The organism is Imperialibacter sp., from assembly GCF_040222385.1.
Classification (GTDB): Bacteria; Bacteroidota; Bacteroidia; order Cytophagales; family Cyclobacteriaceae; genus Imperialibacter.
Genome location: NZ_JAVKDF010000028.1, coordinates 1 through 14,031, shown reverse-complemented (window position 1 = coordinate 14,031; position 14,031 = coordinate 1). Strand labels below are relative to the sequence as shown.

The window sequence follows — 14,031 nt, the reverse complement described above, 5'->3', positions numbered from 1 at the left end:
TTGCTAAACTAATTTCTTATAAAGACTCACCACCTCTTCACCCATCCTTTGCCATGAAGCCTTTTTAAGGTCGCCTTCCTGGGCCTTGGTGTAGGCTTTGAGCTTGGCTGGGTCGCCTTTCAACTCACTGATGAAGTTCTTGATAGAGAACGTGTCCCATGGGTCAAATTTTGCTGCATGAGTCAGTACTTCCGTAACGCCAGCTTTGGTTGACAAAACAGCGGGCACGCCTGCGCTCACGGCTTCCAGCGCCACAATACCAAACGGGTCGGAGTTAGATGTTAGCAGAAAAACGTCAGTGTCTGCAAAAAACTGAGGCAACTTCTTTTGGTTCAGAAAACCCGGAAAATTGAAATAGTGAGACAAATTCATTTTGTAAACCTTCTCTTTCAACTCGTCGAGCATATGGCCACTGCCAGCCATGGTAAACCTGTAAGCATCGTCCATTCGAAGGAGCTCTCTGGCTACATCCACAAAATGTTCCGGCCCCTTTTGCCCAACCATTCTGCCCAGAAACGAAACATTGAAAGTCTTTCTCTTGTGGGGCTTCGCAGCCGCCACAGGAAAATAACCGTTGTGAACGACATGTATCTTTGCCGATTTTATGCCATAGTGCAGGTGGATAAGCTCCTTCGTTTGATGGCTTACTGTGATGATCGCATCTGCACATTCAAATCCCTTGCGCTCGATATCGTAGATGTGCTGGTTCACATGCACGCCCATTCTATCAAATTCGGTGCTATGACAATGCACCACTAATGGCTTACCACTGGCAGACTTCGCCATTACTCCTGCCTCGAATGTCATCCAGTCGTGCGCATGGATAACGTCGGCATTTGACTTTGTAGCTTCCTCCCCTACTATAATGGCATATTTCACCACTTCATTGAAGAGGTCGGGGCCGTAGCCACCTTTCAACTTCTTGCGAAGTGGTTCAAGCTTTTCTTTTAATACCGTTTTTTCTTTTGTTTGCTTTTGAACGACGTGCTGTTTAACAAACTGCTCTTCGGACAAGTAGGGCAAAAGATAGGAGCCTATTTCCAGCACTTTCACATCTTCCCACCACTCCCGCTCTTCCGACAACACCTTTTTCCATTCCACTTCCTCAGCCTCCCTGAGCGAGACTTTGTTCCACGATTTCTTCGCTGTAACCTTCGGAAGTATAAAATCCACCGACACGTTCTGCTCACTCAGCCCCAGGGTCAAGCCATGACACGCAACACCTAATCCTCCGGAAATTTCGGGCGGGTATTCCCACCCAAGCATGAGTACCTTCATTCAAATGGATTTATGCTTCAATATAAAAAAGAAAGGATCAGTGTGGTAGATAAGTTCGGTAAAAAAGGAATTAATTATACACGATCCTCAGCACCTCTACCTTCACACCATGCTCCTTCATAAAGTCAATCCAAAAAACCTGATGGGCCGATAGGTGGTCGGTGGGTGATTTAACCTCCCAAAAGTGATAGTCATCATTCTTCCACACAAACAGGTCGGGCAAGCCTGTACCATTTTCAAGCGGATTGCGGGCCATTTCCAACGAAATTTCCTTTAGCTGCTCAAGGCTTAGATGCCGAAACAGCGCTTCCATATGGGCGGCCAAATCAGGATGCCAGCCTACCCATGGGTTAACAATATTCTCCTTGGCTTGCATGGTCACAAACACTTTTTCCTGCAACTGTTGTTTACTTTCAAAAACAGAGAAAAAATGCTCAAAAGCCTGGTAGCGGCTTTTTAAATAACGACGATCCTGCAGGTCAACCGGCACACGCTGTAAAGGCTGGTGAATGAGTGCCCGCTCCTGGCTGTAGAGCTCTTCCCAAAAAACCAGGCCGAACAGACTACGCCAGATATAGTTCTCAGTGTGGGCGCCTTCAAAGCCCTGCTCTCGCAGGGTAATCAAAACATGCTCTTCGATGTTCAGGCTTCCATCTGGTTTTGGCACGATCAACTCCGGCGCCTCATTCATCACCCTTGTGGTGGTAAGCACCTGTTTCTTTCCTGACAGCTTTACCAGTTGATCGCTGGCAAAAAGCCACTCAGAGTGCGTTTCCGGCTCGGCAGCAATTCGCTGCAGCACTTCCTTTGCATCATCCTTTTTCCCAAGGCCTATCAGCACCCTCACCAGCCGTTCCCTCGACTCAGGCAACGAATGCCTCGAATAGGTGATGGCGGCTCTTTCCAACAATTTGTTTTGCTCGTACCACTTGCCTGTGCGCATGATGAACTTCTTCACAATTGATTCGGCCACGGGCGACAGATTTTCGGGCACGTAAGTCAGCGCACCTACAGCCTCATCAATCAGCGCTTCATCCTCAACCAACATGGCTCTTTTTAACGCCCTGTATTGCTGGTGCAGATCGAAGAGTTGGCTCACCTCGTCATAGCTCCTGAATTGTGGTTTGAACAGCTCTTCGTCGTAAGTTTCAAACTTAGCATTGCCAATATCCCTGATCACGAACTGCGACATATCTCCCCAGGGATGGCCGAAGAAAAACAAGCGGATCATTTCCAGTTGCTCCAGCTTTGCCATCTCCACCACTTCTTCCAGTTCAATCAGTCTGTCCCTCATTTTGGGCAATGTGAAAGTTTCGAATAGTAGCAGAATCAATTCTTCTCTGTTAGCTTTTTTTGCTTCCACCCCAACGCTTTTCAGTACCTCCTTCAACTCCCCCACTGTAAAAAGCCTCACCAGGTCCAGTGCATCCCATTCGTCGTTGACCACTGGTGAAGAAATAAATCCGTTTTTCTGTAACTCTCCCCATGCAGTGGCGGTATCCTTAATCTCAGCGTAAACTAGTTTTGATGGTCGGAAAAATCGACCTTTGCGGTTGGCCATCCGGATGTAAAGGCACTGAGCACTGATGCTTAAGGCACGAAAGTCGGAAAGGAAGCCAGTTTCAAAAGGAGTTAAAAATGAAGCGTATAGTCTTTCTACATGAGCCAGCACATAGAGGAAGTTGTCGTGGTAGTAGGTATCGTGAAGGCGAATTGGAGGCGTTCCCATTATTTTTCTTTCCGAAGATGCAACCCTGACACCAAATTAGACATCTAATAAGCAAAATCAATTCATTTTGAAAAGAAGAGAGTTAGCGGCCTATTTACTTTTTACACTTGCAATCCTGTATTGCATAGTGGTGGAGCGCAGCCATCTGATGGTCAGTACCACCGAGAACATTCTGGAGCGGCCGCTGCCTGCCTTTACCGAATTGATTATCGATATACCTTGCCAGGTAAGGGTACATACACAACGAGTTGGACAAGGCAAAATCATCGGCGACAACGCATTGCTCGACAAACTCAACCTTTCCTCAGAGGAAGGAACCCTCTACATCAAACTGGACGACCCTGAAGCCAAGCATTGGAAAAACTTCCTTTTCAGTCGCTGGGAAAGCGTCACGCTTGACATCTACATCCCTTCAGACGCACCTCAACTGGCCGGCACCTCCAGGTGGCTAACTTTCAAAGAATCGGAAGACGACGGCATGACTATCCATTCTTTCGGGCTTAGCAGCCTGAGAATCGGGACTGACAGCGTGATGTCGGCTAGTTTTTGAGTGCTCGATTTTCAACTTTAAAAGACTTTTACTATTCACTCATATTGAATAACTTCATCCAGAGTTAGTCAATGTACCTCATTGTTTGCAACCAGTTAACGAATATTAAGTGCCAAAAATATTTGAGTATTTTGGAATAATTATCTTTTTCTATTCAAATGAACATGACCCAATACACGTTCATGCTCAAAAAGGTGAATATGAAACCAAAGCCGAGTTCTTCCTTTTGAATGGAGAAATCACAGAGATAAAATTGTCGGCAGTCAAAGGCAGAAAAAGTCTTAAAAGTGGTGATTTAAGAGACTTCAAATTGTTCCTATCGAACTACTCCGAGAAAATAGTCGAAAAGTGGGTTGACTTTTTTGTGTATCATAAAAATGTTAGTTTTGAGAAGATTACAACAAAGCTGTCATGATTATCACTGACGATACGAAAGAAAGCAGCCAGGCTATTGTGAGCGTTTCGATGGCGGAGTATGTTAATGACTACACCATTCGGATTCATTTCAGTGACGGAATTACTCAACTGGTCGATTTCAAGGAATTTCTATCCAAAAGCAAACATCCCGCTGTTAAAAGATATCTCAATAAGGATTTGTTTACGAAGTTTGAGATAGTTGACGGTAATCTTAACTGGATGGATTACGATTTGATTTTTCCGGTTTGGGATTTGTATACTGGCAAAATTAGCTGAAACTAGTCCGCCCTGTAACCTGCCTCAGCGGTTTTCCTGGCCAGCTCTTCCAAATCTATCCCCACTATTTCTTTTGTTGCCTTCAGTGACTTTTCTTTCAGTCCTTTAGGCAAGCCGCTGTAGCCCCAGTACGCCCCAAGGATGGCACCTGTGATCGCAGCCACGGTATCATTGTCACGGCCATAGTTAACCACAAATTCCATGGCTTTTTGAAAATCTCCGCCTGAATACTCCAGTGCCATCAGGTTAATGAAATGAATTTCTCCAGCATGAAAAGGAATGTCCTGTAGCCTGTCATCCATCAGTTCGTAAGCTTTTGATAGCTGTGTATATTCCAGCTTACTCCCTTTAAAATTTTTGGGCATCCTCAAAGCCGGATCAATATCTTTCTCCGTCAACGCTTTGGCTTTGTACGCAATCTCTTTGGAAGCGGTATAGCTGGCGTAGGCTAGTCGCCCAATGAGCCTGCTGTTGAAATACCTGAGCGGGTCAACCTCCCTTGTAATCAGTGCTATTTGCTCCGGTTTTACACCCGGCTCCATGGCTTTGGCCACATAGGCTGCAGTAAGCCCGGTAATATCACGAGCATAGCCATGATCAAACAAACCCAACCTGTAAGATTCTGTATATGCTCTCTGAGGCTGCCCGGGATAAAACCCACCGATAGATGGCGAATAGAGCATGCCTGCACAAGCCATTTCTCCGCCGTAGAATTTGTTCACAGCGTAGCTATAGCCCTGCAGATCGTCGTCAGCAAACGGCTTGGCTACCTTGGCCCACTCCTGTAGCCAGGTCATGTGCATCAGCTGGCGTTCCATGGCTTCAGGCCCAAAGGCATCTATTTCTTTCACCTGTTGCATTTCTGCTTTGTACAGATTGATGATGTGGTTGGCAAAAGCCTTTGCATCCAGCGAATCGCTGGCTTGCTGGGTGACCAGGTAGTTCCCCATCAGCAATTTCCAGCGAGTGTCGTCGGTAGTGCCGCCGGCAGCCAGGTTGTCTTCCCACGGGCCTTCCGGCGAGCCTTCCCGGGTTACTGCATCCAGGCTATCGACAAAGCCGAACTGGGTTTGAATGGCTGTGCGGTGCCACATTTCGGTTGGGGCTCCCATGGCATCGCCAATGGCTGAGCCGACCAGCATGCCCAGCACTTTGTCGTAGTACTGCTCTTTCGTCAAGCCTTTTGGCCAATCGGCTGAAACTTGTGAAGAAGGCGCTGCGGGTGAAGGAAAGGCGGGCTCCTTCGTTTCGCCGTTCTGCTGGCATGCCAGGAGGCTAAGCATAAGGGACAGCGAGGCAACCGAAGCAATACGGTTTATTTTATGCATTTGATGTTATCTTTTTAGCGGCCCACTTTAGTAGCTCTTCCTTTTCTTCCAGCGACAAATCGAGCGGAAGCTGTGCCAGGCCGATAATCCTGCGCAAGATTTCCATCCCTTCAATTTGTCCGACAAATTCGGCGTTAATGCTTCCTCCGTATTGCGCCATTGCTTTTTCAATATCGGCTTCGGGCTGCTGTGCCATGCGCAGGTGGGCCAGCATCACGCCCAGGTCGTACTCGGCAGGGCCAAAGAAGCAAAACTCCGGATCGATCACCTTAAAGCCGGCATTTACCCGAAGCCAGCTGCCCGGGTAGTAGTCGCCATGCAGCAAGGTGTTGCCCGAAGCCAGGTAAATCTCGCCAAGCGCCGACACATTTTGCTTCAACACAGAGTCGGTCTTGTAAGTCATCGCCAATGCCTGAAGACCCGGCTGTATTGTGTCAAGATCAAAGCCATTGTCTTCCATATAAGGATAAACAAACAGGTGCTCGTGGTTCAGCTTTCGCAGCGCCAGGTTGTCGGGAAAGGTATTCACTGTTTCACTGTCGAATTTTTGCTCATGCAGCACCTTTAGAAAATCCACTGCGGCCGTCAATTCTTCGGCTGTCATCTGTTCGTCTTTCTTATAAACAAATGTGTAATCAGCGCCTTTTCCAAGATCCTCCAACACCATCAAATGATTTTTAGCATCGAAGCCGACTACCCAGGGCAGGTATTTCCTCAGCTCCGGCAGTGAAGCCGCCAGGGCATAAAACCGGCGCTCTACACCTATTCTTTCTATGGGTGCGGCAATTTGCGGGTACTTGTTAACAAAAGCTCTGGACTGCTTTAGAATAAGATTTCTGGTGTCTCCCACTACCCTTACCACCACATTCATATTACCTTCGCCGGGCTTTTCCAGTCTGAGCACCTCCTCGTAGGGTTCCATCCAGTTTCTATCCTGCAAGTACTGTAGCATGGCACTTCTCGAAATATCCAGGGATAATTCCATCTGACGCTTACGGTTTTGATTAAATAACGCTTACAATCGCAAAATGACTATTTGAAACAAAAGTTGCTGTATTAAAAGTCACTTTCTATTCAAATGGTCGGCAAGTGTACCAAACTGGCAGGCGCTGGAGTGAAGGCGTCGATACGGCAAGCAGTTAGCAGCGAAGGGAACCGTCAGTGGGCGGACACGGCTTGCTGAGTGGCTATGGCCGTACCGACACCTGTGCTACCGAAGGCAGGCGTCGGTACGGTAGCCATGGCCCTGGCGAAGGGAACCGTCAGCCGCCGGAGTGCGATGCAGTAGGTTTTTTTGAATGTATCAAAGTAGGCTTAACTTAGCCGCACAAAATCATATTTAGCTTTTCAATGCCACAAATCGACACCATTATTTTTGACCTGGGCGGCGTGCTCATCGACTGGAACCCACGTTACCTCTATCGCAAGGTTTTTAAAACTGAAGAAGAGATCACATGGTTTCTTGACAACATCTGCACCAGTGCCTGGAATATCGAACAAGATGGTGGCAGGTCATTTGCAGAAGCAACAGACTACCTCGTAGCCAAACATCCTGAGTGGGAAGAACCGATCAGGGCTTACTACGGAAGATTTACGGAAAGCTTCAACGGCGCCATTCAGGAAACGGTGGAGATACTAGATCACCTCAAAAACAAAACGGATCACAGACTCTACGCCCTTACTAACTGGTCGGCAGAAAGCTGGCCCTATGCGCTCGACACGTTTCCTTTTTTGCATTGGTTTGAAGGCGTGGTAGTGAGTGGCGTGGAGAAAACAAGGAAGCCTTACCACGACATTTACCAGATCGTTTTTGATCGCTACAAAGTAGACCCTGAAAAATCCATTTTCATTGACGATAACCATGATAACGTGGAAGCCTCAAAGCAGCTCGGAGTAACGGGCATCCACTTCAAAAGCTCAGCCCAGCTTCGTGAAGACCTGCAAAAGCTGGGTGTGCTCAGCTAGAGATAGGGCTCAAAAAAGTCGACAGGCAGGTGCCAAAGCTTGTCTTTGAACCTGCTTCGGAAAAACCCAAAATGACCGATCTCCTTCAAGCCGAAATCTGATGGCTTCAATTGCTGGTGGGTTGTTTCGGCGTTCGAGTACTGCGTCTGTAAAAACTTAACGGCTCGTAGGGGTGCCATCATGTGGTCGTCGTGCACACCAACAAAATAAATGGGCATCGTAAGCGCCTGGTACTTTTGCTTTACTGCCTCATCGTTTTGCCAGATACCCTGCGGATGCAAACCCCAGCTTCTCCATTCGAGGGCTGCGTCCTTTGGTAGTGGTGGGCCTCCACCCACCACAATGCCCGGCATATAACCCAGAGCGTTGGAGCTAAGCGGAAGGGAGACTTTCCAGAAAAAATTAACAAGAAATCTGTAAACTCCATCCCACAAATGGTTGGCCGCACATTGGGATCCAACAAACCAGACAGCAGTTATTCGGGGGCTCAATTCCGCCAACGGAAGTACCTGGCCCGCCACGCTGTGGCCGATCACAAAGACCTTTTCATAATTATCGAATCCCCAGGCCAGCGCCGCCTGCAGGTCGAGTCGGCCCCAGTCGCTCATTTTGGCATCAAAGCCTTTGATGGGCCCCTGCAGTGATTCGCCAATACCCCGATAGTCGAAGGTCAGCACATTGAACAGCCCTGTTTCTGCCAGGTAGGCGGCGTACTTGCTGTAGTAAGGCTTGGGCACGCCCGTGGCCGAGGCGATGACCACCAAGGCCTTAGAAGGAGTCGATGCTTTGAATAGCTGAGCCGATAGTTGGTAACCATCGGAGGCAGTTAGCTGGTGAGGGGTAGTGTTCATATAGGTTAAAAAAGTATACATAAAGATAGTATCATTCCGCTGATACGGTAAGATACTGTTCACTCTAAACCCATTCTGGCCCGATTTTCGTGTATTAATGAAAGAAAGGCCTCTGCCTCCTTCTCTCCCGACCGTTCCGGTCTAGCGCAAGACTCCCCTCTTCGATGCGCACCAGACAGTTCGCAATATTGAAAAACCCACGGTACACCTTCGCTTTAGCCCCGACATCAAATCGGGCGTGGAGCGGCTAAAGTTTGAAAAGGCCGACGCCGATGCCCTCAAGCGGGCCGGCGTAAAGCATGCAGAGAAGCGATAACCATTCACCGCAGTAGATTTGGGTATATCGTTACTGCTGCTTTGAGCAGTCAATTAACGGATGTTTAAAGGCAACTTCAGGTATTGAGTGCGAGTTTTTCACCCATATATTCCTGCCAGGTGACGAGGAGGTATTTTTGCTTGTTGTTGTGGGTGATGCCCAAAAATCCGACATCGTAGCAAAAGAGGTATGTGTCGCCGTTTGGGTTTTTCCAGAAGTGGGTAAAAAGGTGTGGGTTGAAGCCTTCGTTGTGGAGTGTCTCCCGCCGAATGGTGGTAAGGCCGCTGACGTTGTATTTTTTAAGAATCTTGCGATTGATTTTAAGCTGTTTGTCGACCTGAAAGTAAAACTTCTCGCTTTTCAGTTTTTTTTCGTACTGGTCGACAGATTTACACTGCACAGAGCAATATATTTTGTCGACCCGGCCTTTTACAGCGCCTCTGCACACCGGGCATGTCCTCATATCAGTATATTATACGTGTAGTATGCGACTAATATACGCATAATATACCGATATATTTTTTCTTTCTCTCGTTATTGCTCCCCCATGGAAAAGCTTCAGAACCTTACGTTGCGACATCTTTACTTCAACGACGAGAAGTATATCGGCATTCAATTTTACCCTCATAAAGTGGTGCAAGCGCTAATAAAAGAGCTTCCCGAGCCGAAGTGGAGCAAGAAGCACAATATGGTGTGCATTAGGAATACACCACAAAACCTCACGATGATCTTCGATAAGTTTAAGGGAGTGGCGTGGGTCAATTGTGCCTATTTCTTCAAAAACAGGCCGATTAATTCACACGGCCAGGAAAACGGCGATATTTCCTGGATGGAGAAAAGAAAGGTAAACGATGGCTACAAAACATGCCCTGCTGAGTATTTGCAAAAGCTTTCCATCAAAAAGTACGCATCCAACACCATCAGGACCTATGTCAATTACTTTGAGAAATTTATCAATCACTATAAAGACCATGAAATTAATGCCTTGAATGAGCTGCATATAAAATCTTTTTTGGAGCACATGGTTAGAAATAAGTGCTCTAATTCGGCGCTCAACCAGGCGGTGAATGCCATCAAATTCTATTATGAGATTGTGTTGGATATGCCAAATAGGTATTACGAGATTGAAAGGCCTCTGAAAGAGCATAAACTACCAAAAGTGTTGTCAAAAACTGAAGTACTGGCCATTATTGAAAATACGACGAACATCAAACACAGATGCGTAGTTGAATTATTGTATTCGGGAGGATTGCGCAGAAGTGAGTTGCTCAATTTGAAGGTAACTGACATAGATAGTCCTCGTATGACGATCAGGGTGGAGGGAGCTAAGGGGAACAAAGACCGTTTCACTTTACTGTCAGAAAAAGTACTGGAGGACTTAAGGAAATACTATGTGAAGTGGAAGCCGAGTAATTTCCTTTTTGAAAGCCCGGAAGGTGGCCAATACAGTGCAACGAGCGTAAAAAGGATTATTACTGCGGCTGCGGAAAAGGCACGAATCAAAAAGCTGGTGTCTCCCCATATGTTGCGTCACAGTTTTGCTACCCACCTGTTAGAGAGTGGAACTGATTTGAGGCAGATACAGATATTACTAGGCCACAACAGTCTGAAAACAACAGAAATTTACACTCATGTGGCTACAACGGCTTTTAATTGTATCAAAAACCCCTTAGATTGAGCAACACACATAATGGGTATATGGACCGGGGCCATACCCATATGTTAGCTGCAATAACTGCATAATTAATTCTCCAATGAATCAGACAGAAATAGACAAAGAATTGGATTCTAAAGACTACAAATTTGAACTTGAGAAGTTGGATGTTTTACGAAATTCAATAATTCAGTGTCTAACCTTCTGCTATTTAAACTCAATTCGAGACGGTATTAGTCAGGAAAGAAACTTTTTCCTAAGAATGTTAGATGATATACTTCAGTCTGTAGTTTCAATAAATATTCTAGCCAAAGAAGGAATATCAAACACTTGTTTCCGAGAATTGAGATACCTAATTGAAGTGTCAATTAAAAGTTGCTTGATTGTAAACAATACTACAAAACCAGTATTTGAAGAACAGATCAAAGAATACGAAAAGCTGCTGAACTCTTCTAACATTAATCCAATAAACACATTAAGCTTTACATATTTAAAACCTGATAAGGATGAAGAGTTTAAAACGGAAGTAAAGAGATTATATGGATACTTATCAAAATATACTCATTCAAGCTCCCACCAAATAAAAGAAAGGCTGGTGAGAGCTGAATCAGGTCGCACAATTGGATTTGAAGGAACTAAAGAATTAAGACAATTGAATGATGACATTGAAAAAGTGTATTCATCAGTAATAGTCTTTATTTTCCATTCTGTCGCGCAATACGTAGTTGGTGATTTCTTAGTAGAAACTAATGGACAAACAATTGATTGGGTATTCAATAAATCAAAATTCATTTCAAAAATTGATGAACAATTTGATTACAAACAAGAACGAAAATTCATTTTGGAAGAATTAAAAACAAAGAGAAAAAATAGAATCAAGTTTTAATCTGGGTTCTTATTATAGATGAATAACAACAAAATAAGAAATAACGAATCATACTCTCAACTTCGGGAACAAATCAATGCGGCTGATAGTGTTAGAAAGCTTGCGAGAATTTTATCGTTTTTCGGAATAAAGAATAAGAACCTAAATGAAGTTCTTGACCAAGTACCTGATTTCAAAAAACAACTAGAACATTTATCATCGTTACCAGACGAGTTTAATCAATACTTTTCAGAATTAGGTTGGATTGCCCATGAATCTATGAATACAGATTTAATGGAAAAAGCCGTTGATCTGGCAGAATCAGGGGATGTGAGTGCTGCCGAAGATGAATTAACCGAATACTTCTGTTCAGATAAAATCGATTGGCTACTTCATCAATTCAAAGGAATTCCAGAATTTAATATCCGATTTGATTTATTGAAATCGGCATTTGAAGACACCAAATCTGAAAGATATCACTCTTGTATACCAATTCTTCTAATGATTATTGATGGAACTGTAAATGATATTGATAGAAATAAAGGATTCTTTACTGAATCAACTGATTTAAGTGCTTGGGATTCCATTGCTGGACATAGCAGTGGACTAAGTAAGATAAGAGACATACTTAATCAAACTAGAAAAAAAACAACTACAGAAACTTTGCGATTGCCTTATCGAAACGGGATTTTACACGGTAGAGATTTAGGTTATGCCAATAAAGTTGTCGCAGCTAAATGCTGGGCAATTTTAATTGCCATTAAGGATTGGGTTAAGGCAATTAAGGATGGTAAAAAAAATCCTCCACCTCCAAAGGAGAAAAAATCATTTCGGGAAGAAATTAAAAGCTTATCAGAGGCTTTAAATGAGTATTCAGAATCCAAGAAACGAAATGAAGAAATCAGTAAACAAGTAGAGCAATGGTCACCAAGAAGTATTCAAATTGGAGTTGATGTACCATTTTCTGGCGAGATATCTGATTTTCAAGAATTAACTCCAGAGCGTGAAGCAGTTCAATTTCTTCATTTTTGGAAGACTAAAAATTATGGAGGAATTGCGAAACAAATACATAGATTTTCAAAGAAAGAGCTAGTAATTAGTACGGAAGCAGGAAAATTGAGAGGAATTTTATCTGATAAACAACTGATCGACTTTTCTATTAAAGAAATAGACGATAAATCACCAGCTATTTCAGAAGTCACAATACATTTAAATTACAGCTTAAATCTAAGAGTAATGTCTAAAGACATTACTCTTAGATTTATCTGTCAAGGTAAGGATGGACGAGTCGGAATATTCGGTGATCCGCACTCAAAATGGGAATTCATAGATCACGTTTTATATACATTAGACTTTGAATAAAAGCAGCTAACAAGGGCTAAGAAAACATAGGGGTTCGGTGGAATTCGAAAGTCTAGTGCTTTTGGATAGTTCGCCAATCCAAATTTTTGATAATGAAAAAAGTAAAGTAAATTATAAAAATATTTGGCTTGGCTAAGTGCGAACAGAAAGGGCGGCATTTCACACTCCCCTACGTTTCTTAGCCAGTCGTTGTGCTTAATTAGGATGAAAAAAATTATAATAAATATCTTTTGCCTTTTTGTAGTGTTGACCTCGTGTAATCTGAGTAATAAAGAAAACACTACTGAAAATGAATTCACCTCAGAAAAAGAGGTTATTAGTGAAGAATTAAATTCTGAAGAAATAGACTTAAGTTCAATCAAGCCAATTATTCAGGGTATTTGGTTACCGAGAGAATATGTCAAAGACATATACAAAACTCAATCTGCCTATTCTTCTCATAACGCAATTCCTGACATCGCAGAAATGCAAATCAACCCAGACGACATTAAAAACGACACACTATATGTAGGATCTAGCCTTAATAATCATGAAGGTTATGGCTTTAGAATTTGGTTTGTTAAACGCAATGACCAAATAATAATAGAAAGTGACGTGCGAAATTGGGACTCAGATCAATCGTATTCCGAATTAAAATATAAAATCGCCAAAGACACCATACTCCAATTAGTTACTAAAAACAAAATAGGCATAATCACAGATTCGATTGATTACTTGCGAATAAGAGACAAAGAATTTATCACTCAATTTGGAGGTTTAGGTTTTGAGTATTTAGCTAGAAAAATTCTTCTAGATGGGACTTATGAGGTATTTGATTCTAATAAGACAAGTTTGGGAGATGTATCATTTAATGCGGACGGAGCATCTATTGAAGGGTTTAAGCATAAATTCTATACATTTCAAACAGACTTTATTGCAGGACCATCGTATTCAGGCGACTATATAATACTCAGACCGAATGAAAATGATTACCAAAATACAGAAGCTTATGTCATCCAAAATATTTCTGATACGTTAGTCTTTTTTAATACAGAGGAAAAAGTATCTGATTCCGACTATGAGATAGTCTTGAAAAAAGAGATGTATTATTTATTAAAAAAATAAAAAACTACACACAACACGCTGTATAGTTCATTGTGGGTAAGTCAGTTTGGCAAGCTTCAAAGCTATTTGCTAGCTCGCAAAATCCGCTAGCGGATTTTGTTTTTGAGAGCAATTTACAAAACCGCCAAGCGGTTTTTGCTAAGTGCTAAATTGAAATTGTATCTTTATCAAAACCACAACGCACCATACAGTAAACGTTAAGTTCGATTGCTTCTTTCTGAGCGTAAAATCAGCAGTATTTCAAGGTTTCGGGGGTAAGGTCTGTCCTGGTCAGATTAGCAGCCATTTGTGGCATGAAATGAAACTTCAAGTCTTAGCGGTGAGACCGTGCAAGTA

At 43.5% G+C, this 14,031-nt stretch carries 14 protein-coding genes; 8 read left to right on the top strand and 6 right to left on the bottom strand.

Going from position 1 to position 14,031, the window contains the following annotated elements:
- Window positions 1-3 precede the first annotated feature (3 nt).
- The gene (locus tag RIG68_RS14315) at window positions 4-1,278 is read right to left on the bottom strand and encodes a glycosyltransferase family 4 protein (RefSeq protein ID WP_350123422.1); all 1,275 of its coding nucleotides are present in this window, start codon (window positions 1,276-1,278) and stop codon (window positions 4-6) included.
- Between the two features lie 70 nt (window positions 1,279-1,348).
- Window positions 1,349-3,007 (bottom strand): VRR-NUC domain-containing protein, encoded by a 1,659-nt coding sequence (locus RIG68_RS14310; RefSeq protein WP_350123419.1) that lies wholly within the window; start codon window positions 3,005-3,007, stop codon window positions 1,349-1,351.
- 67 nt (window positions 3,008-3,074) lie between these two features.
- Here RIG68_RS14310 and RIG68_RS14305 point away from each other — a divergent pair, with 67 nt between their 5' ends.
- The 3 genes from RIG68_RS14305 to RIG68_RS14295 all read left to right on the top strand — a co-directional run bounded on the left by RIG68_RS14305 (window position 3,075) and on the right by RIG68_RS14295 (window position 4,250).
- On the top strand, window positions 3,075-3,557 hold the full coding sequence (locus tag RIG68_RS14305; RefSeq protein ID WP_350123416.1) for a hypothetical protein: 483 nt from the start codon (window positions 3,075-3,077) through the stop codon (window positions 3,555-3,557).
- Between the two features lie 109 nt (window positions 3,558-3,666).
- Window positions 3,667-3,972 (top strand): DUF4160 domain-containing protein, encoded by a 306-nt coding sequence (locus tag RIG68_RS14300; RefSeq protein WP_152000838.1) that lies wholly within the window; start codon window positions 3,667-3,669, stop codon window positions 3,970-3,972.
- Window positions 3,969-4,250, top strand: a complete 282-nt coding sequence (locus RIG68_RS14295; protein ID WP_350123413.1) for a DUF2442 domain-containing protein — start codon at window positions 3,969-3,971, stop codon at window positions 4,248-4,250. Before RIG68_RS14300 ends, RIG68_RS14295 begins: the two co-directional genes overlap by 4 nt.
- Window positions 4,251-4,252: 2 nt before the next feature.
- Here the strand turns inward: RIG68_RS14295 and RIG68_RS14290 are convergent, their stop codons facing one another.
- Together RIG68_RS14290 and RIG68_RS14285 are read right to left on the bottom strand one after the other, a co-directional pair.
- Window positions 4,253-5,578 (bottom strand): ADP-ribosylglycohydrolase family protein, encoded by a 1,326-nt coding sequence (locus RIG68_RS14290; RefSeq protein WP_350123410.1) that lies wholly within the window; start codon window positions 5,576-5,578, stop codon window positions 4,253-4,255.
- Window positions 5,571-6,563 (bottom strand): phosphotransferase, encoded by a 993-nt coding sequence (locus RIG68_RS14285; protein WP_350123407.1) that lies wholly within the window; start codon window positions 6,561-6,563, stop codon window positions 5,571-5,573. Before RIG68_RS14285 ends, RIG68_RS14290 begins: the two co-directional genes overlap by 8 nt.
- Before the next feature lie 365 nt (window positions 6,564-6,928).
- Between RIG68_RS14285 and RIG68_RS14280 the strand changes: the two genes are divergently transcribed.
- Window positions 6,929-7,543, top strand: a complete 615-nt coding sequence (locus RIG68_RS14280) for an HAD family hydrolase (protein ID WP_350123404.1) — start codon at window positions 6,929-6,931, stop codon at window positions 7,541-7,543.
- On the opposite strand, the gene RIG68_RS14275 is transcribed toward RIG68_RS14280, so the two are convergent.
- Both RIG68_RS14275 and RIG68_RS14270 read right to left on the bottom strand, forming a co-directional pair.
- Complete coding sequence (locus RIG68_RS14275) at window positions 7,540-8,394, bottom strand: alpha/beta hydrolase family protein (protein ID WP_350123401.1); 855 nt, start codon at window positions 8,392-8,394, stop codon at window positions 7,540-7,542. The two genes, RIG68_RS14280 and RIG68_RS14275, sit on opposite strands and share 4 nt — an antisense overlap.
- 392 nt (window positions 8,395-8,786) lie before the next feature.
- A complete protein-coding gene (locus RIG68_RS14270) occupies window positions 8,787-9,173 on the bottom strand; it encodes a hypothetical protein (protein WP_350123398.1) in 387 nt (128 codons plus the stop codon).
- 84 nt (window positions 9,174-9,257) lie between these two features.
- On the opposite strand from RIG68_RS14270, the gene xerA reads away from it, so the two are divergent.
- The 4 genes from xerA to RIG68_RS14250 all read left to right on the top strand — a co-directional run bounded on the left by xerA (window position 9,258) and on the right by RIG68_RS14250 (window position 13,695).
- Window positions 9,258-10,388 carry a site-specific tyrosine recombinase/integron integrase gene (gene xerA / locus RIG68_RS14265; protein ID WP_350123395.1) on the top strand — a complete coding sequence of 377 codons (1,131 nt, stop codon included), beginning with the start codon at window positions 9,258-9,260 and terminating at the stop codon, window positions 10,386-10,388.
- A 76-nt stretch (window positions 10,389-10,464) separates the two neighbouring features.
- Window positions 10,465-11,250, top strand: coding sequence for a hypothetical protein (locus RIG68_RS14260; RefSeq protein ID WP_350123392.1), 786 nt, complete (start codon window positions 10,465-10,467; stop codon window positions 11,248-11,250).
- Window positions 11,251-11,268: 18 nt separating this feature from the next.
- Window positions 11,269-12,591, top strand: coding sequence for a hypothetical protein (locus tag RIG68_RS14255; RefSeq protein ID WP_350123389.1), 1,323 nt, complete (start codon window positions 11,269-11,271; stop codon window positions 12,589-12,591).
- Window positions 12,592-12,795: 204 nt separating this feature from the next.
- Window positions 12,796-13,695: a hypothetical protein gene (locus RIG68_RS14250; RefSeq protein ID WP_350123387.1), complete on the top strand. Its 900-nt coding sequence runs from the start codon at window positions 12,796-12,798 to the stop codon at window positions 13,693-13,695.
- The last annotated feature ends 336 nt before the right edge of the window (window positions 13,696-14,031 follow it).

Coding starts and splice junctions, on each gene's coding strand:
- RIG68_RS14315 (WP_350123422.1), bottom strand. CDS start 1,278: ATGAAGGTACTCATGCTTGGGTGGGAATACCCGCCCGAAATTTCCGGA.
- RIG68_RS14310 (WP_350123419.1), bottom strand. CDS start 3,007: ATGGGAACGCCTCCAATTCGCCTTCACGATACCTACTACCACGACAAC.
- RIG68_RS14295 (WP_350123413.1), top strand. CDS start 3,969: ATGATTATCACTGACGATACGAAAGAAAGCAGCCAGGCTATTGTGAGC.
- RIG68_RS14290 (WP_350123410.1), bottom strand. CDS start 5,578: ATGCATAAAATAAACCGTATTGCTTCGGTTGCCTCGCTGTCCCTTATG.
- RIG68_RS14285 (WP_350123407.1), bottom strand. CDS start 6,563: ATGGAATTATCCCTGGATATTTCGAGAAGTGCCATGCTACAGTACTTG.
- RIG68_RS14280 (WP_350123404.1), top strand. CDS start 6,929: ATGCCACAAATCGACACCATTATTTTTGACCTGGGCGGCGTGCTCATC.
- RIG68_RS14275 (WP_350123401.1), bottom strand. CDS start 8,394: ATGAACACTACCCCTCACCAGCTAACTGCCTCCGATGGTTACCAACTA.
- RIG68_RS14270 (WP_350123398.1), bottom strand. CDS start 9,173: ATGAGGACATGCCCGGTGTGCAGAGGCGCTGTAAAAGGCCGGGTCGAC.
- xerA (WP_350123395.1), top strand. CDS start 9,258: ATGGAAAAGCTTCAGAACCTTACGTTGCGACATCTTTACTTCAACGAC.
- RIG68_RS14260 (WP_350123392.1), top strand. CDS start 10,465: ATGAATCAGACAGAAATAGACAAAGAATTGGATTCTAAAGACTACAAA.
- RIG68_RS14255 (WP_350123389.1), top strand. CDS start 11,269: ATGAATAACAACAAAATAAGAAATAACGAATCATACTCTCAACTTCGG.
- RIG68_RS14250 (WP_350123387.1), top strand. CDS start 12,796: ATGAAAAAAATTATAATAAATATCTTTTGCCTTTTTGTAGTGTTGACC.